Consider the following 21030-nt stretch of genomic DNA (forward strand, 5'->3'; position numbering starts at 1 on the left):
GCGACGGGTCGGTCGGGGAGTGCGGTGGTGCGGTGGTGCGGGTCAGGACGTCCGGAGGAAGACGCGCATGGCGCCCACCTCGCGGTTGCCCCAGAGCGCGTAGGGCACGAGGGCCACCGGCGCGCGGTGCGTGGTGGGCGCCGTGGCGCCCAGCGGGGGGTACGGGTCGTCGCCACTCGGCGGCGCGACGGCGAGGTCGCCGCGCAGCACGCGCCACGGGTGGTCCTCGTCGACCACGAGCCGGGGCACGTCCTCGGCGGCGAGGAGCAGGTCGTCCACCGGGGCGGGGGAGTCCTGCTGCTCGACGCAGTACACGAGCGGCCCGCGCAGGACGGCGGCGCTGCCGCGCGCGGCGTCCAGGTGCGGGTGCGCGGTGACGGCGCGGACCGGCATGGGCAGGTCGAGCACGACCGTCGCGCCCGGAGCCCAGGTGCGGGTCAGCCGGAGCCAGCCGTCGGCCGGGAGCTCGGCCACGGGCTCACCGTCCACCGCGGCGGTGGCGCCGTCGGCCCAGGCGGGCACGCGCAGCGCGAGCGTCGTGGGGCCGTCGGCGGCGCGGCGCACGCGCACGGTGACCCGGCCGTCCCACGGCAGGTCGGTCGTCACGTCCACGTCGAGCGCGGGGGAGTCGATCGCGGCGCTCGCGTACAGCGCGAGGGTCAGGGAGTCGTCGTCGGCCACGGCCAGGTGGTCCTGGAGCTCCGACGTCCAGCGCACGACGTTGGGCGGGCAGCACGGGCAGCCGAACCAGGCCCGGCGCAGCAGCTCGCCGTCCTTCTCGGCGCCGCTGCGCTGCTCGTGGTCGGGGCGGCGCTGCAGCGGGTTGTCGTAGAAGAAGGCGGCGCCGTCCTCCGACAGCCCGACCGCGTACGCGTTGTGCAGCACCCGCTCGACGTGGTCGAGGACGTCGGCGCGGCCGGTGGCGAGGAAGAGTCTCCAGCCCCACTGCGCCGTCCCGATCGCGGCGCACGTCTCGGCGTACGCGCGCTCGGCGGGCAGCTCGAACCGGTCGCCGAACGCCTCGTCGGAGTGCCGGGAGCCGATGCCGCCGGTGAGGTAGGACTTGCGGGCCACCATGTCGTCCCACAGGTGCTCGAGGTGGGCGAGGAGCGCGTCGTCGTCCGTCTCGAGCGCGACGTCGGTGGCCCCGGCCGCGAGGTAGACCATGCGCACGGCGTGCCCGGTGACGGAGCCCAGCTCGCGCAGCGGCACGGCGTCCTGGAAGTAGTCCGCCGCGAAGATCGTGTGCTCGAGGGTCCCGGCGCCGCGGCGCTCGACGAACAGCCGGGCCTGCTCCAGGTAGCGGCGGTCGCCCGTCTCGCGGGCGAGCTCCACGAGGGCCATCTCCACCTCGGGGTGGCCGCAGTACGCCGGCTCGCCGTCGGGGCCGTAGCGCTCGACGACGAGGTCCGCGAACCGGGCGGCGACGTCGAGCAGGCGGCGGTCGCCGAGCTGGCGGGACGCCGCGACGGCGGCCTGGGCGAGGTGGCCGAGGTTGTACATCTCGTGGCCCCACGAGAGGTCCTGCCAGGGCTCCTTCGGGCTCTGCGGCGACTGGTAGAAGGTGCCGAGGTAGCCGTCGGCGCGCTGGGCCCGCTCGATCAGCGCCACGGACTCCTCGAAGAAGTCGCGGGCCGTCTCCAGCGCCGCGGCCTCGCCCTCGTCGGCCGGCTCGCGGCCGAGCTCGTAGGCGATCCCCTCGAGCGTCTTGTAGACGTCGGTGTCGAGGAACGGGTAGCGCCCGCGGTAGTCGCCGACCGCCGGGTCGTGGAGCCGCCGGAAGTTGTCGAGGTTCCCGGCCTGCCGCACCTCGCGGACGACGTGCGGGACGGTGACGACGCGGTTGCGCCGCTGCCAGTCGTGGAGCAGGCCGCCGGTGAGGCGCACGCGGTCCGTGCCGAGCGGGGTGCCGGCACGGCCGGCCGTCGCGACGGCGGGGGCGCGGGTCGGGACGGGAGCCAGGTTCGGGGTGATGGCCACGAAATCTCCTCGGTGGTATATCACATTGCACATGCACGGCCACGTCGCCCAGGGCGAGCCGGCGTGACGTCGTCGTCCGGTACTGCTGCCGCCGTCCGCGTCCTCGCGTCCGCCGGGTGGTCCGCACCCCGGGAAGATGCCCGGAACTGCGCCGTTCCTGCAGGTGGGCCGGGTGCCGGGTCGCGGTCCCTGTGCCCGTCGCCCGGCGGGTCGTCTTGACCTGCCAGCCGATGTGGGCGGTAACATATCATGCACTACTGTGATGTCCACCACCCCCGGACCAGCCCCCGTGAGGAAGTGCTCATGTCGGAAGCCGTCGCGTCGTTCCGCCGCATCGAGGCGCCGGTGAGCCTGCGCGAGACCGTGTCGCGGGCGCTCACCGCGGCGATCGTCTCGGGCGATCTCGCCCCGGGCACGCTGGTCTCGGTGCCGTCGCTCACCGCGCGCTTCGCCGTGTCCGCCACGCCGGTGCGCGAGGCGATGCTGGACCTGGAGAAGCGCGGGTTCGTCACCGCGGTGCGCAACAAGGGCTTCCGGGTCACCGAGGTGTCGCCGGAGATGCTGAGCCACATCGCCGAGGTGCGCCAGCTGCTCGAGCCGCCGGCGATGGAGAAGCTGGCCGGTCGCTTCCCGCAGGGCGCGCTGCCGGCCCTGCGCGAGCAGGCGGACGCCATCGTCACGGGCGCCCGCTCGGGCGACCTCGTGACCTATCTCGAGGCCGACCGGGACTTCCACCTGCGGCTCACGACCCTGGCGGGCAACCCCCTGCTCGTGGACGTGGTGGCCGACCTGCGCAGCCGCGCGCGGCTGCTCGGCCTGTCCCAGATGGTCGCCACCGACCACCTGGAGCAGTCGGCGGCCGAGCACCACGAGCTGCTCGACCTGCTCGCGGCCGGCGACGCCGCCGGGGCGCGGGACCTCATGCGCCGCCACATCGGCCACACCACCGGCTGGTGGGCGGGGCGACCCGAGGAGGACTGACCCGGCAGGGCCGGCGACGTGGCCGGCCCCTCACCAGCCTTGGTATGTGACATATTACCGAGCATCGACCCAAGGAGCAGCCGATGACCGACGACGTCGTGGTCGTGGGGGCGGGCATCGTGGGCGCCGCGTGCGCCCGCGCTCTCGCGCGCCGCGGGCTCGCCGTGACCGTCCTCGACCGCGGCGGCGCGGCGTCGGGCACCACCGCCCACGGAGAGGGCAACCTGCTCGTCTCCGACAAGGAGCCCGGCCCCGAGCTGGTGCTCGCGCAGCACGCGGCACGCCGCTGGCCGACCCTCGTCGAGGAGCTGGCCGACGAGCTGGGCCCGCGCTTCCCGGCCGTCGAGTACGACCCCAAGGGCGGCCTCGTCGCGGCCACCACGGCCGAGGGTGCGCAGCCGCTGCGCGACTTCGCCGCCCGGCAGCGCGGCGCCGGGGTCGACGCGCGGGAGATCGACGTCGCCCGCGCCCTCGAGCTCGAGCCCGCCCTCAACCCCGGCCTCACGGCCGCGGTCTGGTACCCCGAGGACGCGCAGGTGCAGCCCGTCGCCGCAGCCGAGGCGCTGCTCGCGTCCGCCCGCCGCGCGGGGGCGCGGGTGCGCACCGGCGTCGAGGTGACCGGCGCGTTGCGCCACGGCGACCGGGTCGTCGGCGTCCGCACCAGCGCCGGCGACGTGCCTGCCGGGGCCGTCGTCCTGGCCGCAGGACCGTGGTCCGGCGTCGTCGCCGCACGGCTCGGGGTCGCGCTGCCCGTGCGCCCGCGCCGCGGGATGGTGCTGGTGACGACCCGGATGCCGCACGCCGTGCGGCACAAGGTCTACGACGGCGACTACGTCGGTGCCACGCAGTCCGGCGACGCCGCGCTGCAGACGTCGAGCGTGGTCGAGTCCACCGCAGCCGGCACCGTGCTGATCGGGTCCAGCCGCGAGCAGGTCGGCTTCGACGACCGGCTGCGCGCCGTCGTGCTGCGCGAGATGGCCGCCCGCGCGGTGCGGCTGTTCCCGTTCCTCGCCGACGCGAGCGTCATGCGCACCTACCTCGGCTTCCGCCCCTACGTCCCCGACCACCTGCCGATCGTCGGCCCGGACCCCCGCACCCCCGGCCTGTGGGTCGCGACCGGGCACGAGGGCGCCGGCATCGGGCTGGGGCCGGTCAGCGGCGAGCTGCTCGCCGACCTGTTCACCGGCGCGGAGCCCGAGGTCGACCCCGCGCCGTTCCGCGTCGACCGCCCGGCGGTGCTCGCTGCCGGCTCGCCCTCCGAGGAGCCAGGGGAGGCCTCATGACCACGCACCACCAGGACGCCGAGCCACGCCCGCTGACCATCACGCTCGACGGCGAGCCCTTCGCGGGCACCGAGGGCCAGACGATCGCGGGGATGCTGCTGGCCGCCCGACGGCGGTCGTGGCGCACCACCAGCGTCGACGGCGCCCCCCGCGGCGTGTTCTGCGGCATCGGGGTGTGCTTCGACTGCCTCGTCACCGTCAACGGGGCCCGCGACGTGCGGGCGTGCCTGCGGCGCGCCGCGGACGGGGACGTCGTCGAGACGCAGCACGACCCGCTGCCGGGGGTGACCTCGTGAGCCGCCGCACCGTGGTCGTGGTCGGAGCCGGGCCGGCCGGCCTCTCCGCCGCGCGCGCCGCGGCCCGCGCGGGCGCCGACGTGACGCTGCTCGACGCGTCCGACCAGGTGGGCGGCCAGTTCTGGCGGCACCGGGTGCTCCCGGGCGGCGGGACCTCGCCCGACGAGGCCTCCTTCCACCACGGCTGGGGCACGTTCACGGCGCTGCGCGACGTCGTCGCCGGGCACCCGCGGGTCACGCTGCTGACGTCCGCCCAGGTGTGGGCGCTGGAGCGGCTCGACGACGGCGTGCGGCTGCGGGTGCTGGTCGGCCCCGCCGACGCCGGGGGGCGCGAGCACCTCACCCTCACCCCCGACGCGCTCGTGCTCGCCACGGGTGCCCACGACCGGACGCTCCCGTTCCCCGGGTGGCAGCTGCCCGGCGTCACGACGGCCGGCGCGGCCCAGGCCCTCGCCAAGGCCGAGCGCGTGGCCGTCGGCGACCGCGTCGTCGTCGCCGGCGCGGGCCCTTTCCTGCTGCCGGTCGCCACGTCGCTGCTGCGCACCGGCGCGCGGGTGCTGTCGGTGCACGAGGCCGCGACCCCGGCGGCGCTGGTCCGCGGGTGGGGCGCACGGCCGGCCGGGCTGCTGGGCGCGGCGCACAAGACCGGCGAGCTCGGCGGGTACGCCGCCGCGCTCGCCCGGCACCGGGTCGCGTACCGGGTCGGCGAGGCCCTGGTCGCCGTGCGCGGGGACGGCCGGGTCGAGGAGGTGACGATCGCGCGCGTCGACGCGCGGTGGTCGCCCGTGCCGGGCACCGAGCGGACCGTCGCGGCCGACGCCGTGTGCGTCTCGCACGGGTTCACGCCGCGCCTCGAGCTCGCCGTCGCGGCGGCGTGCGCGATCTCGCCGGACCGCTTCGTCGTCGTCGACGACCGCCAGCGCACCACCGCGCCCGGCGTGTGGGCCGCCGGCGAGCTGACCGGCATCGGCGGGGCCGAGGCCGCGCTCGCCGAGGGCTGGGTGGCCGGGCACCACGCCGCCTCCCCTTCCGACGATGCCGCGCCCGACGCCGTGTCCGACGACGCGGCGCTCGCCCGCGCCGTCCGCCGTCGCGGGCGGTCCGCCGACTTCGCGCGCCGGCTCGAGGCCGCGCACGGCATCCGCAGCGGCTGGACGTCGTGGTTGCGCGACGACACTCTCGTCTGCCGCTGCGAGGAGGTCGACGCCGGCACGCTGCGCGCCGCCGCCTGCGCCACCGCGTCGACCGACCTGCGCTCCGTCCGCCTCACCAGCCGCGCCGGTCTCGGCCCCTGCCAGGCGAGGATCTGCGGCCGCACGGTCGCGGAGCTCGTCGGGGCCGCGGGGCCCGCGGCCGACGAGGGCACGGGGGCGACGCCCGCGGTGCCCGACCGGCGGCCCCTCGTCGTGCCCGTCCGGCTCGGCGACCTCGCCACCCTGCCCGACGACCCCACGTGGTCCGACCCCACCCACACCGACCCCTCGCGCCCCGAAGTCGGGGCGCGCGAACCGAGAGGACACACCGCATGAGCTCCCAGAAGATCGACCTGGGCGGCGTCGTCGTCGCGACGACGCTGCCGTTCACCCCCGACGCCGCGGCGCCCGCCGGGCTCGCCGTCGACTACGCGGGCTACGCCGCGCACGTCGACCACCTGATGAACGCCGGCTGCCGGGGCGTGGGCCCCAACGGCTCGCTCGGCGAGTACTCGTCCCTCACGGACGACGAGCGCCGCAAGGTCGTGCAGACCGCCGTGGAGGCCGTCGCCGGCCGCGGCATCGTCATCGCGGGCGTGCACGGCGTGGGCTGGCACCAGGCCCAGCACTGGGCCGAGCTCGCCCAGGAGGACGGCGCGGACGCCGTCCTCCTGCTGCCGCCGACGATCTACCGGGCCAACCGGCGCGAGATCGTCGAGCACTACGCCCGCGTCAACGAGGTGGGCCTGCCGATCATGGTCTACAACAACCCGTTCGACACCAAGGTGGACCTCACGCCGGACCTCGTCGCCGAGCTCGCGCAGCTCGAGAACGTGGTCGCCATCAAGGAGTTCTCGGGCGACGTGCGCCGGATCTCCGAGCTGCGCGAGGTGGCCGACATCGACGTCATCGCCGGCGCCGACGACCTGCTGTTCGAGTCGCTCGTGATGGGCGCGACCGGTTGGTTCGCCGGCTACCCGAACGCGATCCCCGAGGTCGCCGTCGAGCTCTACGAGCTGGTGCGGGCCGGGAAGATCACCGACGCGCGGGACCTGTACGAGAACGTGGTCGCCATGTTCCGCTGGGACTCGCGCACCGAGTTCGTGCAGGCCATCAAGCTGTCCACGCAGATCGCGGGGCGCCCGTTCGGCATCGAGACCCGCCCGCCGCGCGGCCCGCTGTCCCCGGAGCAGGAGGCCACCGTGCGTGCCGACACCGAGAAGGCCCTCGCGTACATCGCCCAGCGCTGAGCCTGGACAACCACCCGAGCCCGGCACCGGGCCCGTCCCAGAGAGGCCGACCATGCGATCGTCCCGCACCTTCACCGCCGTCGACTCGCACACCGAGGGGATGCCCACCCGCGTGGTCACGTCGGGCCTCGGGGTGATCCCCGGCGCCACGATGAACGACAAGCGGCTGCACTTCATCGAGCACCTCGACGACGTGCGGAAGCTGCTCGTCAACGAGCCGCGGGGGCACGCCGCGATGAGCGGCGCCATCCTGCAGCCCTCGACGCGCGACGACTGCGACTTCGGCGTCGTGTACATCGAGGTCTCCGGCTGCCTGCCGATGTGCGGCCACGGCACGATCGGCGTCGCCACCGTGCTGGTGGAGACGGGCATGGTGACCGTCACCGAGCCGACGACCACCATCCGGCTGGACACCCCGGCCGGGGTGGTCGTCGCCCGGGTGGAGGTGCGCGACGGGCACGCCGAGTCGGTGACGATCGAGAACGTGCCCAGCTTCGTCGTGCGGCTCGACGACGAGGTCGACGTGCCCGGGCTCGGCGCCGTCCCTTACTCGCTGGCGTTCGGCGGCAACTTCTACGCCATGGTCGACCTCGACGACGTGAAGCTGCCGTTCGACCGCGCCCGCCAGCAGGACATCCTCGCCGCCGGGCTCGCGATCATGGACGCGATCAACACGACGGCCCCGCCGTCGCACCCCACGATCGCGGGCGTGGACCACTGCCATCACGTCGAGTTCATCGCGCCGGGCTCCACCGCGGAGCATTCCCGGCACGCGATGGCGATCCACCCGGGGTGGTTCGACCGCTCGCCGTGCGGCACCGGCACGTCCGCCCGGATGGCGGAGCTCTGGGCGCGGGGCGAGCTCGCCCTCGACACGGACTTCGTCAACGAGTCGTTCATCGGCTCGCGCTTCGTGGGCCGGCTGGTGGGGGAGACCGAGGTCGCCGGGATCCCCGCCGTCGTGCCCACCATCACCGGCCGTGCCTGGGTCACCGGCCTGGGCACCTACCTGCTCGACCCGAGCGACCCGTTCCCCACCGGCTTCCAGTTCTGAGGTGCAGAGAATGACGACCCCCACCGATGCCCGGACGACCGCCCCCGCGCACGCGGAGGCGGCGGCGCGAGCCGCCGCCGCGGCCGCGCCGGTGCTCGCCGACCTCCCCCCGTCGACCCGGGCCGACGCGCTGCGGGCCGTCGCCGACGCGCTCGGCGCGCACGAGGACGAGCTGGTCGCGCTCGCCGCGGCCGAGACCCGGCTGGCCGAGGCGCGGCTGCGCGGCGAGCTGAAGCGCACCCGCGTGCAGCTGCGGCTGTTCGCCCAGGTGGTCGAGGCCGGCGCCTACCTCGACGTGCGGCTCGACGCCGCCGACCCGGAGTTCGTGCTCGGCCCCCGCCCCGACCTGCGCCGCACGCTGTGGCCGGTCGGGCCCGTGCTCGTCTTCGCGGCGAGCAACTTCCCCTTCGCGTTCTCCGTGCCCGGCGGCGACACCGCGGCCGCGCTCGCCGCCGGCTGCCCCGTGGTCGTCAAGGCGCACCCCGGGCACGTCGAGCTGTCCCGCCGGGTCGCCGACCTCATGGCCGAGGCCCTCGCCGGCGCCGGGCTGCCGGACGGCACGTTCGCCCTGGTCGAGGGCGACGACGCCGGTCGTGACCTGCTGGGGCACCCCGCGGTCCGGGCTGCCGCGTTCACCGGCTCCACGCGCGTGGGCCGGCTGCTCGCCGATGCCGCGGCGTCGCGCCCCGACCCGATCCCGTTCTACGGCGAGCTCGGCTCGCTCAACCCGGTGCTCGTGCGTCCCGCCGCCCTCGCCGACCGCGGCGCGGAGATCGCCCGGGGATGGGTCGGGTCCGTGAGCGGCTCGGCCGGCCAGCTGTGCACCAAGCCCGGCTTCCTGCTCGTCCCCGAGGGGCACGACCTCGGGGACGTCGTCGCCGAGGCGGCCGCCGCGGTGCCCGCGCACGCGCTGCTCAACGCGCGCGTCGGCGCCGGGTACGTCGCGGGACGCTCCGCCGTCCTCGGCACCCCCGGCGTCACGGTGCTGGCCGAGGGCGTCGCCGACGCCGGGGAGGACGGCGTCGTCCGCGCGACGCCCACCCTCGTCGAGACAGACCTCGCCACCCTGCGCGAGCACCGCGACACGGTGCTCGAGGAGGTGTTCGGGCCGTTCGGCGTGCTCGTCACCTACCCCGAGGGCACGGACCTGGGGGCGGTCGTGGCCGAGCTCTTCCCCGGCGAGCTCACCGCGACCGTGCACCGCGGGCCGGACGAGGGGGCCGAGGTGGCCGGGCTGCTGGCCACCCTGGGCCGGCACGCGGGGCGCGTGCTCGTCGACGGGTGGCCCACCGGCGTCGCCGTCACGCCGGCGATGCAGCACGGCGGCCCGTGGCCGGCCACGACGAGCGACGCGACGTCCGTGGGCACGGCCGCCATCGGCCGGTTCCTGCGCGGCGTCACGTTCCAGGACGCCCCGCAGGACGCGCTGCCCGCGCCGTTGCAGGACGGTAACCCGTGGGGGGTGCCGCAGGCGCGGTCGGGTGTGGCAGAGTCGGCGCACTGGTAGGCAACGAGGCCACGACCAGGCGCTTCACGGGAGGTCCGACCACGTGCTCATCGCCGAAGAGCTGCTGCTCCTGGCCCACGACGACCTGCGCACCGGGCCGTCCGTGTTCGACGACGCCCCCTACCGGCTCGCCGGCGCGCTGCTCGTCGAGCTGGTGATCGCGGGCCGGGTCGCACTGCCCCCGACGGCCGGCGACGAGGGACCGGTCGTGGTCCTCGACCGCGCGCCGACCGGGCGCCGGGAGCTCGACGACGTCCTCGACCTCGCGGCGTCGGTCCCCCGTCGCGCGACGGAGCTCGTCGACGTGCTGGCGCGCCGCGTCGAGCGGCCGCTACTCGACGGGCTCGTCGCCCAGGGCCTGCTCCGGCGCGAGGACCGGGCCGTCTGGGGCGTGCTCCGGAGCACCCGGTGGCGCACGGTGGACGGGCCGGCCGTCGCCGCCCTGCGTCGTCGCGTGCACGGCGTCCTGCTCGACGGCGCCGCGCCCGGCGACCGCACCGCCGCGCTCCTCACGCTCGCCGAGGGCTCCGGCTGGCTCCGGCCCCGCGTCCCGCGCGACCGCCGCCGCGAGGCCGATGCCCGGATGCGCGAGCTGGCGGCCACGTGGTGGCGGGGGAGCGTGGTCCGTGAGGCGGCCGGGGCGGTCGCCGCGGCCGTCGTGGGCGTCGTCAGCGCCGCGACGCTGGTGCTGCCCGCCGCGACCTGACGCGAGCCGGCAGGGGCCACGCGCCGGTCAGGCGTCGTCGTCCAGCCGCCCGAGCAGGTCGACGGCGGCGCGCGCGTACTCGCCGATCCACCGGTCGTGGAGGCGCTTGATGGGCAGCGGCGCGAGCGCGAGGTGGCGTTCGCGACCGACCTTCCGGCCGGTGACGAGCTCGGCCCGCTCGAGCACGCGCAGGTGCTGCAGCACGGTGGTGCGGTCGAGCTGGGGGAACAGCGCGCACAGCTCGCCGGTGGTGCGGGTGGACTCCTTGAGCGCGTCCAGCATGCGCCGGCGCACCGGCGCCGCGAGGGCCTTGAACACGGCGTCGTCGTCGGCGGGGTCGTCGTCGTCCCTGGGCGCCGAGGAGTTCATGTGATAAAAATACAACATGAACGAGAAGCAGGCACTCTCCGAGCTCACCTTCACGGTCTCGGGCCGCGTCTCGCGCCCGAGCCGCGACGTCTACGAGGCCATCGCGGACCCCGCACAGCTGTCCCGGTACTTCACGACCGGCGGCGCCCGCGGGCGCCTGGAGCCCGGGGCCGACGTGTCCTGGGACTTCGCGGACTTCCCCGGCCGGTTCCCCGTCACCGTCGTCGAGGCCGACCCGCCGCGGCGCATCGTCATCCGGTGGGAGGGCGCGGACACCGCCGACGGGTCGGCGTCGACCACGACCACGTTCGAGCTCGAGCCGCTCGACGACGACACCCGCACCCTCGTCACCATCACCGAGTCGTCCTGGGCCCTCACGGCCGGCGGCGCGAAGAACGCGTTCGGCAACTGCGAGGGCTGGACCGGCATGCTCGCCGCGCTCAAGGCGTGGGTCGAGCACGGCATCAACCTCCGCGAGGGCTTCTACCGCTGACGTGCCGCGGGCCCGGCGCGCCGGGCCCGCGGCGTGCGGTCAGGAGCCGGCCTCGATCGCCGTGGGGGCGGCGGAGTGGGTCACCTCGATGCGGCGCGGCTTGGCGTCCTCCGCGACGGGGATGGTCAGCGTGAGCACGCCGTCGGCGTAGGACGCCGAGATCTGGTCCAGCGCCAGCCCGCGGCCGAGCGTGAGCTGCCGGGCGACGGTGCCGGTGGTGCGCTCGCGCAGCAGCCACTGCCCCTCGGCGGAGCGTGGCGTGCGCTCGGCCCGGATCGTCAGTGTCCGGTCCTCGCACGAGACGTCGATGCTGCCGGGGTCGATCCCGGGCAGGTCGACCGCAAGGACGTAGTGGTCGCCCTCGCGGAACAGGTCCATCGGCATGCCCGGAGCGCTCCGGCCGTTCAGGGCGAGCGAGCCGAACAGTCGGTCCATCTCCTGGAACGGGTCCCGGTAGGTAGCCATCGCGCATCACCTCCTCGTCATGAGGCCGCGCTGGCGGCCCCTGTCGCGAAACGGCGGGCCGGCCCCTCCGGCGCCGCCGTGGCTACACCAGAAGATTTAGCACTCTCGATGGGAGAGTGCCAGATCCACGGTGATCGCCCTCGGCGAACGCCGGAGCCCGCGCCGGTCAGGCGGTGCGGCGCACCTCGTCCAGGAACTTGCGGGTGTGCTCGCGCAGGGCGGCGACGCGCCGCTCGACGATCGCCTCGCGGACGCCGGGGTCGTCGCGCCCCGCCTCGGCAAGGGTGGGACGACGCCGCACGTTGCGGGAGCAGCGGAAGTCGCCGCAGACGAGCGTGCCGATGGTGTCGCCCTTGCGGCCGGCGGCACCGCCGCGCTTCGCGACGAAGAGCTGGACGTCGCGGGTCTCGACGACGTCCTCGCACCACGCGCACATGGCGGCGCGGCGCGGGCCGGTGCGCTCGGTGGCGCGCAGGAGGACGCCGACTGGCTCGGCGCCCGGCTCGTCGTCGAGCGTCATGACGACGTACGCGGACAGGGGCTGCTTGCGATCGCGCCAGCCCAGGTAGTCGAGGCGGTCCCAGTCGACCTCGGCGAGGTCGGGGACGATCATGCGCTGCCGCTCGCTGCGGGTGGCGTTGACGAGGGAGGCGCGGAGCTGCTGCTCGGTGAGCGGGGTCATGGGGGATCGGCTTTCAGGTGAGCGGGGGTGGGCAGGGCGAAGCCCCGCACCGCCTCACCTGCCGGCCCCGACGGGGCTCAGACGGAGGCGGTGCCGGGGCAGGCGGGACTGCCCGAGCAGGCCTGGTGGCCCACCCCGCTCCCTGCGACGCCCGGCATCGCTGTCTCCTCGCTCGTGGGAAAAGTCGTGGTCCGCTCGCGCCCCGAGGGCACGACCGGCCCTTCCATGGTGGCACGGGACCGTCGCCCGGGTCGACGTCTATTGCGTCACCCGGGCGACGGCACCGGTCAGAGGGTCGCGCGGACCTCGCGGGCGGCGGCGACCAGGTGGGCGAGCGCCGGCTCGACCTCCGCGTACCGGCGGGTCTTGAGCCCGCAGTCCGGGTTGACCCACACGAGCGCCGGGTCGATCGCCTTGACGGCGAGCGTCAGCAGCTCGGTGACCTCGTCGGACGACGGCACGCGCGGGGAGTGGATGTCGTAGACGCCCGGCCCGATGCCGCGGGAGTACCCGGCGTCGGCGAGCTCCGGCACGATCTCCATCCGGGAGCGGGCCGCCTCGACCGACGTCACGTCGGCGTCGAGGCCGTCGATCGCGCCGATGACCTCGCCGAACTCCGAGTAGCACAGGTGGGTGTGCACCTGCGTGGCCGGCGCGACGCCCGACGTCGCGAGCCGGAACGACCCGACCGACCAGTCGAGGTAGGCGGGCTGGTCGGCCCGGCGCAGCGGCAGCAGCTCGCGCAGGGCGGGCTCGTCCACCTGCACGATGCCGATGCCCGCCGCCTCGAGGTCCGCGATCTCGTCGCGCAGGGCCAGGCCCACCTGGTTGGCGGTGTCGCCGAGCGGCTGGTCGTCGCGGACGAACGACCACGCGAGGATCGTCACCGGGCCCGTGAGCATGCCCTTGACCGGCTTCGCGGTGAGCGACGCCGTGTACGCGGACCACTCGACCGTGATCGGCGCCGGGCGCTGCACGTCGCCCCAGAGGATCGGCGGGCGCACGCAGCGCGACCCGTACGACTGCACCCAGCCGTTCGCCGTCACCGCGAAGCCGTCGAGCTGCTCGGCGAAGTACTGCACCATGTCGTTGCGCTCGGGCTCGCCGTGCACCAGCACGTCGAGGCCCAGCTCCTCCTGCAGCGTCACGACGCGCCCGATCTCCTCCCGCATCGCGGCGGAGTAGTCGGCGTCGGACAGCTCGCCCTTCGTCCACGCGGCGCGGGCCTTGCGGATCTCCGGGGTCTGCGGGAACGAGCCGATCGTCGTCGTGGGCAGCGGGGGCAGGTCGAGCCGCGCGGCCTGCGCGGCAGCGCGCTCCGCGTACGGGCCACGGGCGAAGTCGGCGTCGGTGAGCGCCGCGGCCCGGTCGCGCACCGCGGGCACGACGACGCCCTCCGCCGTCGCACGCGAGGCCACGGCCGCGGACGACGCGGCGAGCGCGTCCGCGACGGACTCCCGCCCGTCGGCGAGGGCACGGGCCAGGGTCGCGACCTCGCCCACCTTCTGGTCGGCGAACGCGAGCCAGTCGCGCAGGCGCGGGTCGAGCGTGGTGCCCGCCGCCTGCTGGTCGAAGACCTCGTCCTCGACGTCGTGCGGCACGTGCAGCAGCGACGTCGACGTGCCGACGGCGAGGGCCCCGGCGCCGAGGCCCCGCAGCGACTCGACGACGTCGAGCTTGGCGGCCAGGTCGGCCCGCCAGACGTTGTGCCCGTCGACCACGCCGGCGACGAGGGTCTTGTCCTCGAGACCCGGGACCGGGCCGGCGGGCACGGCGCCCTTGACCAGGTCGATCGCGATCGCGTCGACGTCGGTGCCCGCGAGCACGGCGAGTCCGTCGTCGCCGAGCCCGCCGAACGGCGCCGTCAACAGGATCGCGGGCCGCACGCCCGCCGAGTCCTCGGAGGCGGTGTCGTCGGTGGCCGTCGCGAGGTCGGTCGCCAGGGTGCGGTACGCCGAGGCGATCGCCGCGTGCAGGCGCTCCGCCGGCACGTCGAGGGAGTCCGTGACGAGCGCGGGCTCGTCGAGCTGCACCCACGGCACGCCGACGGCGGCCAGCGCGCGGAGCAGGTCGGCGTACGCGGCGACGACGTCGTCGAGCCGGTCGAGCGGGTGGAAGCCCTCGCCCGCCTCGTCGGCCGCCTTCGACAGCGCGAGGAACGTCACCGGGCCCACGAGCACCGGGCGCGTCGTGACGCCGGCCTCCTTGGCCTCGGCGTACTCGCGCACGATGCGGTGGTCGGCGAACGAGACCGGCGTCGTCTCGCTGATCTCCGGCACGAGGTAGTGGTAGTTGGTGTCGAACCACTTGGTCATCTCGAGCGGGGCGTCCTCGCCGCGGCCGCGGGCCACGGTGAAGTAGCCGTCGAGCTCGAGCGAGCCGTCCGCGTCGTCGAGCAGGTCGCGGAACCGCTCGGGGACGGCGCCCAGCAGCGCGACGACGTCGAGCACCTGGTCGTAGTAGGAGAACGCGCCGGGCACGGAGCCGTCGTCGGGGTTGAGGCCGAGGTCGACGAGGCGGCGGGCCGTCTCGCGGCGCAGCGCGCCGGCCGCGACCTCCAGGTCGACGGCGTCGGTGCGCCCGGCCCAGAACGACTCGACGGCCTTCTTGAGCTCGCGGCGGCGCCCGATGCGCGGGTAGCCGAGGATCGTGCCACCGGGAAATCCCGTGGCGGGGGTGGGGCGTGTCGATGTGGTGGACATGAGCACTCCAGAGTTCGGGCTCCGCGCGTCAGACGGCGGGAGCCTGGGTCGGGATGCTCGGTACCCACGGCCTTCTGGCCAGGTCCGCGCCGTCCGACGTGGCGTCGGCCGGCGCCGGTCCGCCGAGGTGGACACCCTCGAGCAGGTCCAGAGCGGGACGGTACTTGTTGAACGTGTACACGTGGATGCCGGGTGCGCCCGCGTCGAGCACGCGCTGGGCGAGCTCCACGGCACGCGCGGTCCCGTAGGCGTGCTGGGCCTCCGGGTCCGGCAGGGCGTCGAGCGCGTCCAGCAGGTGCCGGGGCGCGCGGACGCCGGTGAGCTCCTCGACGCGACGGAGCCGGCGCGGCTCGGTCGTGGGCAGCTGCCCGGCGAGGATCGGGATCGTCACCCCGGCCGCGCGGGCCTCGGCGACGAAGTCGGTGTAGGAGTCGGCCTCGTAGAACAGCTGCGTGATGGCGAAGCTCGCCCCCGCGTCCTGCTTCTCCTTGAGGCGCCGGACCTCCTGGGCCCGGGTGGTGCCGGCCTGCACGTTGCCGTCGACGAACGTCGCGACGGCGATCGTCATCGGGCGCGCGGCGCCGCGCAGCGCGGCCCCGGGGTCGGTCGCGCAGCGCCGCGCCTCGACCTCGCGCAGCAGGTGCACGAGCTCGATCGAGGACGCGACGCCGTCGGCGGGCGGCTCCCAGTCCGGCTGGTCCTTCGGCGGGTCGCCCCGCAGGGCGAGGAACGCGCGGGTGCCGGCGTCGAGGAAGTCGTCGATGACGGCGGAGACGTCCTCGCGGTGCGCGCCCACGCAGGTCAGGTGGGCCACGGGCAGGACGGGCGTGCCCGCGAGCAGGGTGGACACGACCTGGCGTGCGGTCGCCCGGTCACCGCCGCCGGCGCCGTACGTCACGGACACGAAGTCCGGTCGTGCGGCCACGAGCCGGCGCGCCGTCTCCCAGAACTTGGGGGCGGCGTCCGGCCGGCGCGGCGGCATGAGCTCGAACGAGACCGTCGGGCGTGCCGGCAACGCCGGCTGAGCTGCCGGGGTGGGCGAAAGGGATGCCTCTGCGACCATGCGTCACTCCATCGATCCTGGCGTGAGCACCTTCGTCCTCGGGAGGCTTCCGTCGGAGAACGGGTTGCTGCGGCGTCGTCGAGCCAGGACTCTCGGCCGCTCTGGATGGCTTGTCACGCGATCGTACGCAGCATCCGCGATACGGGCGAGGATGAGACCGCCTGGTGAGACGATCGCCGATGCAGATCGGGCGGGAACGCCCTGCTCAGGGCACCAGCACGACCTTGCCGCCCGCGCGGCCCGTCTCGACGAGCGCGTGGGCGCTCGGCGCGTCGGCCAGCGGCAGCACCGCGCCGACGGTGGTCACGAGGTCGCCGCGGGCCAGGGCGTCGACGGCCTCGGCGAGCTCGCCGGCGTCGCGCTCGGACCGCCAGCTGGCCTCGACGCCGAGGTCCGCCGCGGCGTCGTCGGCGATGGTGACGATGCGCTCGGTGCCGCCGCGCAGGGCGATCGAGTCGGGCAGCACGCCCGCGCCGGTGGTGTCGAGGACGGCGTCCACGCCGTCGGGGGCGAGGGCGCGGACCCGCTCCACGAGCCCCGCGCCGTAGGTGGTGGGCGTCGCGCCGAGGGCGGCGACGCACTCCTGGTTCCGCGGCGACGCCGTGCCGATCACGCGGGCGCCGCGACGCACGGCGAGCTGGACGGCCAGCTCGCCCACCGACCCCGAGGCGCCGTGCACGAGCAGGGTCTCCCCGGGCCGGACGTCGAGGAGGCGCAGCACGCGGGTCGCGGTCTCGGCCGCGACGGGGACGGTGACGGCGTCGGTCGCGGCGAGCCCGTCGGGCACGCGCGCGAAGACCGACGTGAGGGCGAGCTCCGCGTACCCGCCGCCGACGGCGAACCCGACCACGCGGTCGCCGGGCGCGACGCCGGCCACGCCGTCCCCGACCTGGTCGACGACTCCCGCCACCTCCAGCCCGGGCACGACGGCCGACGTCGGCGCCGGGCCGCCGGTCGCCCCGGCACGCGACTTCACGTCCCAGCCGTTGACGGCGGCCGCCTCGACACGCACGCGCACCTGGCCGGGCCCGGCCTGCGGGTCGGGGACGTCGGCGAGGTGCAGCGCCTCGGGGCCGCCGTGGGTCTCGAACACGATCGCGCGCACGTCTCCTCCTCAGGCAGTAGCGGAACACGGTACCGAGGTCCTCGTGCCCCGGGCCGAGATCAGGGGAGCACCGGTGCGGCGTCGGCGTCGGTCGGGCCCGTGACGTCGCCGGGCGCGCTCATGAGCCATTCGGTGGCGAACAGGACCTTGTCGGTGAGGCCGAGGATCGCGTCGCGGATCTCGACGTGCGGGGTGGAGAACGCGAGTCGGGCGACGGACCGTGCGCCGGGAGCCGGCGCCCAGTAGTCGACCAGGAGCAGGGAGACGTCCTGGCCGCCGAGCTCGGCCGCACCCCGGCCGACGCGGACGTGGCGCAGGAACGGCCCCGAGAGGGTGTCGGTGACGGTGAGCTCGTCGTCGGGTCCGAGCCGGGGGTGGAGGCGGTCGTGGATGCGTTGCAGGTGCGTGACCTCGCCGGCCTCGGGGCCGAGGTCGTGCCAGTACAGCGTGAGGTTGAGCGCGAGGGCGGCGTCCTTTCCGGGCAGCACCAGGTAGGCCATCACCTGCCCGCCCGCGGCCGCGGCCTTCGCGGCGACCGCGGTGAGCTGCTCCCGCAGGTCGCGCCGCAGCCCTGCCCCGCGGTCGCCGAGCCCCGCGCCCTGCTGCTTGACGATCGCACGGATCTGCAGGTCGCGCTGCGCCTCGTCCTCCAGGTCGATCAGGGCCCAGTGGTCGGGCAGGTTGAGCTCGATGCCGATGCCGCGTGACCCTCCGGGCTCGTCCACGCTGGCCATGGCGTGCAGGCCCTCGATGCTGATGCCCGCCCCGGAGTCGTCGGACATACCCGTCGGATCGTCGTCGGGGTCGAGGTCCAGGGCGGCCAGAGTCTCGGCGACGCCGAGGACCATCGGGTGCGGCCCGGCAGGGTCGACCACGACCCGCTCGAGCACCGCGCCGTGGCGCGTGAGGAACGGGGCGAGCGAGTCGCGACGACGCAGGCTGAACTCGCGTCCCGGGTCGTCCCCGAGGAACGTCTCGAGAGCCTCGGGGGAGGAGAAGAGACACACGTCGTACGGCTTCGCCGAGCCGACGGGTGCGTCGAAGACCCGCACCTGCGGCGTCCCGTCCTCCCGCTCGAGGTGCGGCACCACCGCCACGCCGTCCCGCAGTGCGCGAGCGACGGTGTCGCGGTCGTCGGTCAGGAGAGCGGCGGCGAGGACGGCGGAGCCGGAGGCGGGGCGGGACCTGTCGGCCGGGTCCGGGCGGCTCGGTCCCGAGGTCCGGTCTTCTGGCGACGCGCTCATGAGGAGGATGCCTTTCGGTGTCTCGCAGGTACTGGATGACGACATTCGTCGCGGGGCTGTGTTCAGCCGATGGCCGGCCGGCGGTGCTCGATGCTTCCCCACGCCCGGGCCATTCGCTGATCGGTTCCGTGGAGAACGTCATGAGGGCACAGCCATGGAGGTACGTGACGTCCAGGTGTGTCAGCTCGGCTACGTCCGATTCGCCCGTCGACCGCGGTGATGAAGAAGACGTCGGTGAGTCACAGGCGCAGCCCGGTGGACACGATGAATGCGCCCTTCACGGATTGCTCCTCCGGAAGTCGATGCCTGTCGTCGTGACGCTGGACGCTCCGTACGCCCGTCACCCGGCGGCCGTGTTCTCCAAGGTACTGAACCCGACGACCGGTGTGTCGGGCCTCCACCGGCCTTCGTGGGTCGCTGCGGATGCGGCCTGCGGGCTGGCGAGGATCAGCAGGTCCGGTACGGCCGGGACGACGCCGGGTGACGCCACGAACGAGTCCCAGTCGACGTCGGCCGTCGTGCCCCGGCGGTCGACGACGAGACCCAGGGCGTCGGCGGTGGACGTCTCGATCACCTCCTGCGCCGCACGTGAGACCGCGTCGACGTCGTCGGGATCCAGTCCGTCCAGGTAGCAGGTCACGCCGACGAAACCCCGGCTCCCGTCGTCGCCGTACCGGTGTCGTCGGACCGTGACGATCATGTCGTCGGACCCGGACAACCATGTCTGGAAGGTCCGGTCGGCGTTTTCGGCGAGAAGCCCGGAGAGCTGGTCACGGTCGACGAGGTGACGGTCGCCTTCCAGGTCGAGCACGGCGACCAACCCGTCGGTGCCCGGTGCCGTCAGTCGAGCGCCCGTCCCCGTGACCCAGTCGGTGATCCACGTGCCGCGGACGGCGGAGACGTAGAGCGTGAGGAAACCGTCTGACATCTGCTACTCCTTGGGGAACGTGAACACGTTGTCGACGCCCAGCTTTCGACCCGCCTGATCGATCGCGCTCGTGGGAGTGCCGTCTTCGAGGTAGTACATGGCGCGGACGCCGTCCCGGTCCGCCGCGGCCTTGCTCACATTCAGTGCGTGGCCGAACTTGGCTGGGTCCTTCGCCTTGGCAGGGCCCCCGACGAAGATGTACTCACCGTTGGGCCCAATGACGTCGAGCCCGGTCGAGCCGACACCGTCGACCTTGATCTTGATGTCCTGTCCATCGGGGCCCTTGGCGACCTTGCCACCGACGATCTTGGCGACGCGCTCCTCGCGCGCGAGACCCACCGAGTTGGCCGCCTTGCCGTGCCCCGCGGCGTTGTGGACCAGGACGGGCAGGTCGCCCGCGAGGACGTAGTAGGTGTGGTGGGTCTCGACGTGGACGTTGTAGACCGTGACCGGGTCGTCCTCGGGGCGCTGCTCGACGTCGATCCGGTCCAGGGTGACCGTGCCGGTGCCCGTGCCGTCGCCGGTGTCGGGGGTCACGAGGATGTCGCCGGGCTGCAGGTCCCGGGCGAGGATCCAGCCCATGTGGGCGACCATGAACGGGTGCTCGTCCGTGGTCGTGACCACGGACCCGCCGATGGTCAGGTGATACAGCGTGGTCGTCGTGCGCACGAACGTCTCGATGACGAGCTGCAGCTCGTCGGCCCCGGTCTGCAGGTTGTGGGCCCAGACCTTGTCCCCGGGCGTGAGGTCCTCGATGGGGACATCGCCGTCGACCGTGCGCACCAGGGTCCCGGCGGTGAAGCAGGTGCCGAACCCGACCTTGCACCAGGCCTTCTTCGCACCTTGCTTGGCGCCCTGCTTGAACGCCGCCTTCGACAGGCCCGTGGCGGCCTTCGCCGCACCGCCCAGACCGATCACCGACAGCGCCGCGCCCGCGATCGCGATCCCCGCCTCGGCCCAGGACCGTTCCCCTGTGGCGGCCAGGGTGATGTTCGCCAACGCCGACACGATCGCCGCGACCGCGGCCACCACGATCAGCACCCCCGCCAGTGCGGTGCCCACGATCGGGATGAACGCGACCACGACCGCCAGCAGGCCCGCGATCATGGAGACCATGTCCGCGATGTCCGCGATCGCGGCCACCACCTTCGATCCCCAGTCGTCCCACCACGAGTCGTTCAGGTCATCACCGCCGGTGATGTCCTCGATGCGGGAGACCGCGTCGTTCGCCGCCCGGTCCCGGTCGGCCACCGCCGACTCGATGTCCGAGCGCGCCGAGGCGGCCTGAGCGTTCGCGTCGTCCGCGTTCCCGCCCGCGCTGTCCGCCTGCTGCTGATACTCCCGCTTGGTCTCCGCGTCGGTCGCAGAGTCCGCCAGGTCCTGATACCGGTCCCGGGTCCCGGCCGCGGAGTCCGCCGCATCCCGCGCCTGCCGCGCCCGCTCCAGTGCGTGCAGCGTCTCGGTCTGCACCCGCTCGAGGGCGCTCGCGTAGTCGACCAGCGCCTCCCCGGTGGCCTGATACCGCGAGTGCGCGCGCCGGATCTGCGAGACCGTGTCCTCCTTGGTCTCCATCAGCGCGTCGACCGCCTGGGAGATCGTGCCCGCCACGTCCAGGCGGGACATCGCGCCCGCCGCGTCGTCGATCGAGCCCGCGACCTCCAGATAGTCCTGCCCGCCCGTGAGCACCAGCACCGGATCCCCCGGCGTCGGGTCCGAGTCCAGACCCACC

19 protein-coding genes and 1 riboswitch are annotated in these 21030 nt (G+C 74.6%); of the genes, 9 read left to right on the forward strand and 10 right to left on the reverse strand.

Going from position 1 to position 21030, the window contains the following annotated elements; translation table 11 throughout:
* Positions 1-42: 42 nt before the first annotated feature.
* On the reverse strand, positions 43-1980 hold the full coding sequence (locus tag ACH443_RS09320) for a glycoside hydrolase family 127 protein (RefSeq protein WP_430590130.1): 1938 nt from the start codon (positions 1978-1980) through the stop codon (positions 43-45).
* A 303-nt stretch (positions 1981-2283) separates the two neighbouring features.
* On the opposite strand from ACH443_RS09320, the gene ACH443_RS09325 reads away from it, so the two are divergent.
* From ACH443_RS09325 to ACH443_RS09360, 8 genes are all read left to right on the forward strand, one after another.
* Positions 2284-2961 (forward strand): GntR family transcriptional regulator, encoded by a 678-nt coding sequence (locus ACH443_RS09325; RefSeq protein ID WP_429762740.1) that lies wholly within the window; start codon positions 2284-2286, stop codon positions 2959-2961.
* Positions 2962-3044: 83 nt separating this feature from the next.
* Positions 3045-4244 (forward strand): NAD(P)/FAD-dependent oxidoreductase, encoded by a 1200-nt coding sequence (locus tag ACH443_RS09330; protein ID WP_429762739.1) that lies wholly within the window; start codon positions 3045-3047, stop codon positions 4242-4244.
* On the forward strand, positions 4241-4540 hold the full coding sequence (locus ACH443_RS09335; protein ID WP_430590131.1) for a (2Fe-2S)-binding protein: 300 nt from the start codon (positions 4241-4243) through the stop codon (positions 4538-4540). The genes ACH443_RS09330 and ACH443_RS09335 overlap by 4 nt, the downstream gene beginning before the upstream one ends.
* Positions 4537-6069 (forward strand): NAD(P)/FAD-dependent oxidoreductase, encoded by a 1533-nt coding sequence (locus ACH443_RS09340; RefSeq protein WP_430590132.1) that lies wholly within the window; start codon positions 4537-4539, stop codon positions 6067-6069. The genes ACH443_RS09335 and ACH443_RS09340 overlap by 4 nt, the downstream gene beginning before the upstream one ends.
* A complete protein-coding gene (locus tag ACH443_RS09345) occupies positions 6066-6983 on the forward strand; it encodes a dihydrodipicolinate synthase family protein (RefSeq protein WP_429762735.1) in 918 nt (305 codons plus the stop codon). Before ACH443_RS09340 ends, ACH443_RS09345 begins: the two co-directional genes overlap by 4 nt.
* A gap of 52 nt (positions 6984-7035) precedes the next feature.
* On the forward strand, positions 7036-8037 hold the full coding sequence (locus ACH443_RS09350) for a proline racemase family protein (protein WP_430590133.1): 1002 nt from the start codon (positions 7036-7038) through the stop codon (positions 8035-8037).
* Positions 8038-8047: 10 nt separating this feature from the next.
* The gene (locus ACH443_RS09355; RefSeq protein ID WP_430590134.1) at positions 8048-9544 is read left to right on the forward strand and encodes an aldehyde dehydrogenase (NADP(+)); all 1497 of its coding nucleotides are present in this window, start codon (positions 8048-8050) and stop codon (positions 9542-9544) included.
* A gap of 43 nt (positions 9545-9587) precedes the next feature.
* Positions 9588-10250, forward strand: a complete 663-nt coding sequence (locus tag ACH443_RS09360; RefSeq protein WP_429762732.1) for a GOLPH3/VPS74 family protein — start codon at positions 9588-9590, stop codon at positions 10248-10250.
* Between the two features lie 27 nt (positions 10251-10277).
* Here the strand turns inward: ACH443_RS09360 and ACH443_RS09365 are convergent, their stop codons facing one another.
* Positions 10278-10619 (reverse strand): ArsR/SmtB family transcription factor, encoded by a 342-nt coding sequence (locus tag ACH443_RS09365; protein ID WP_430590135.1) that lies wholly within the window; start codon positions 10617-10619, stop codon positions 10278-10280.
* 16 nt (positions 10620-10635) lie between these two features.
* On the opposite strand from ACH443_RS09365, the gene ACH443_RS09370 reads away from it, so the two are divergent.
* Positions 10636-11112, forward strand: coding sequence for an SRPBCC domain-containing protein (locus ACH443_RS09370; RefSeq protein WP_429762730.1), 477 nt, complete (start codon positions 10636-10638; stop codon positions 11110-11112).
* A gap of 39 nt (positions 11113-11151) precedes the next feature.
* Here the strand turns inward: ACH443_RS09370 and ACH443_RS09375 are convergent, their stop codons facing one another.
* From ACH443_RS09375 to ACH443_RS09410, 8 genes are all read right to left on the reverse strand, one after another.
* Positions 11152-11577: an Hsp20/alpha crystallin family protein gene (locus ACH443_RS09375; RefSeq protein WP_429762729.1), complete on the reverse strand. Its 426-nt coding sequence runs from the start codon at positions 11575-11577 to the stop codon at positions 11152-11154.
* 166 nt (positions 11578-11743) lie between these two features.
* Positions 11744-12259, reverse strand: coding sequence for an FBP domain-containing protein (locus ACH443_RS09380; RefSeq protein WP_429762728.1), 516 nt, complete (start codon positions 12257-12259; stop codon positions 11744-11746).
* Positions 12260-12546: 287 nt separating this feature from the next.
* Positions 12547-14961, reverse strand: a complete 2415-nt coding sequence (gene metE / locus ACH443_RS09385; protein WP_430590136.1) for a 5-methyltetrahydropteroyltriglutamate--homocysteine S-methyltransferase — start codon at positions 14959-14961, stop codon at positions 12547-12549.
* 28 nt (positions 14962-14989) lie between these two features.
* Entirely contained in the window at positions 14990-16024 is a 1035-nt protein-coding gene (locus tag ACH443_RS09390; RefSeq protein WP_429762726.1) for a methylenetetrahydrofolate reductase, read from the reverse strand.
* A 5-nt stretch (positions 16025-16029) separates the two neighbouring features.
* A riboswitch (SAM riboswitch) is annotated at positions 16030-16136 on the reverse strand.
* A 93-nt stretch (positions 16137-16229) separates the two neighbouring features.
* Positions 16230-17129 (reverse strand): NADP-dependent oxidoreductase, encoded by a 900-nt coding sequence (locus ACH443_RS09395; protein WP_430590137.1) that lies wholly within the window; start codon positions 17127-17129, stop codon positions 16230-16232.
* Positions 17130-17188: 59 nt separating this feature from the next.
* Positions 17189-18373 (reverse strand): hypothetical protein, encoded by a 1185-nt coding sequence (locus ACH443_RS09400; protein WP_430590138.1) that lies wholly within the window; start codon positions 18371-18373, stop codon positions 17189-17191.
* A gap of 340 nt (positions 18374-18713) precedes the next feature.
* Positions 18714-19301, reverse strand: a complete 588-nt coding sequence (locus ACH443_RS09405; RefSeq protein ID WP_430590139.1) for a hypothetical protein — start codon at positions 19299-19301, stop codon at positions 18714-18716.
* A gap of 3 nt (positions 19302-19304) precedes the next feature.
* Positions 19305-21029 (reverse strand): polymorphic toxin-type HINT domain-containing protein, encoded by a 1725-nt coding sequence (locus tag ACH443_RS09410; RefSeq protein WP_430590140.1) that lies wholly within the window; start codon positions 21027-21029, stop codon positions 19305-19307.
* Position 21030 lies beyond the last annotated feature (1 nt).

This window comes from Isoptericola sp. NPDC019571 (genome assembly GCF_044389385.1).
Classification (GTDB): Bacteria; Actinomycetota; Actinomycetes; order Actinomycetales; family Cellulomonadaceae; genus Isoptericola; species Isoptericola nanjingensis.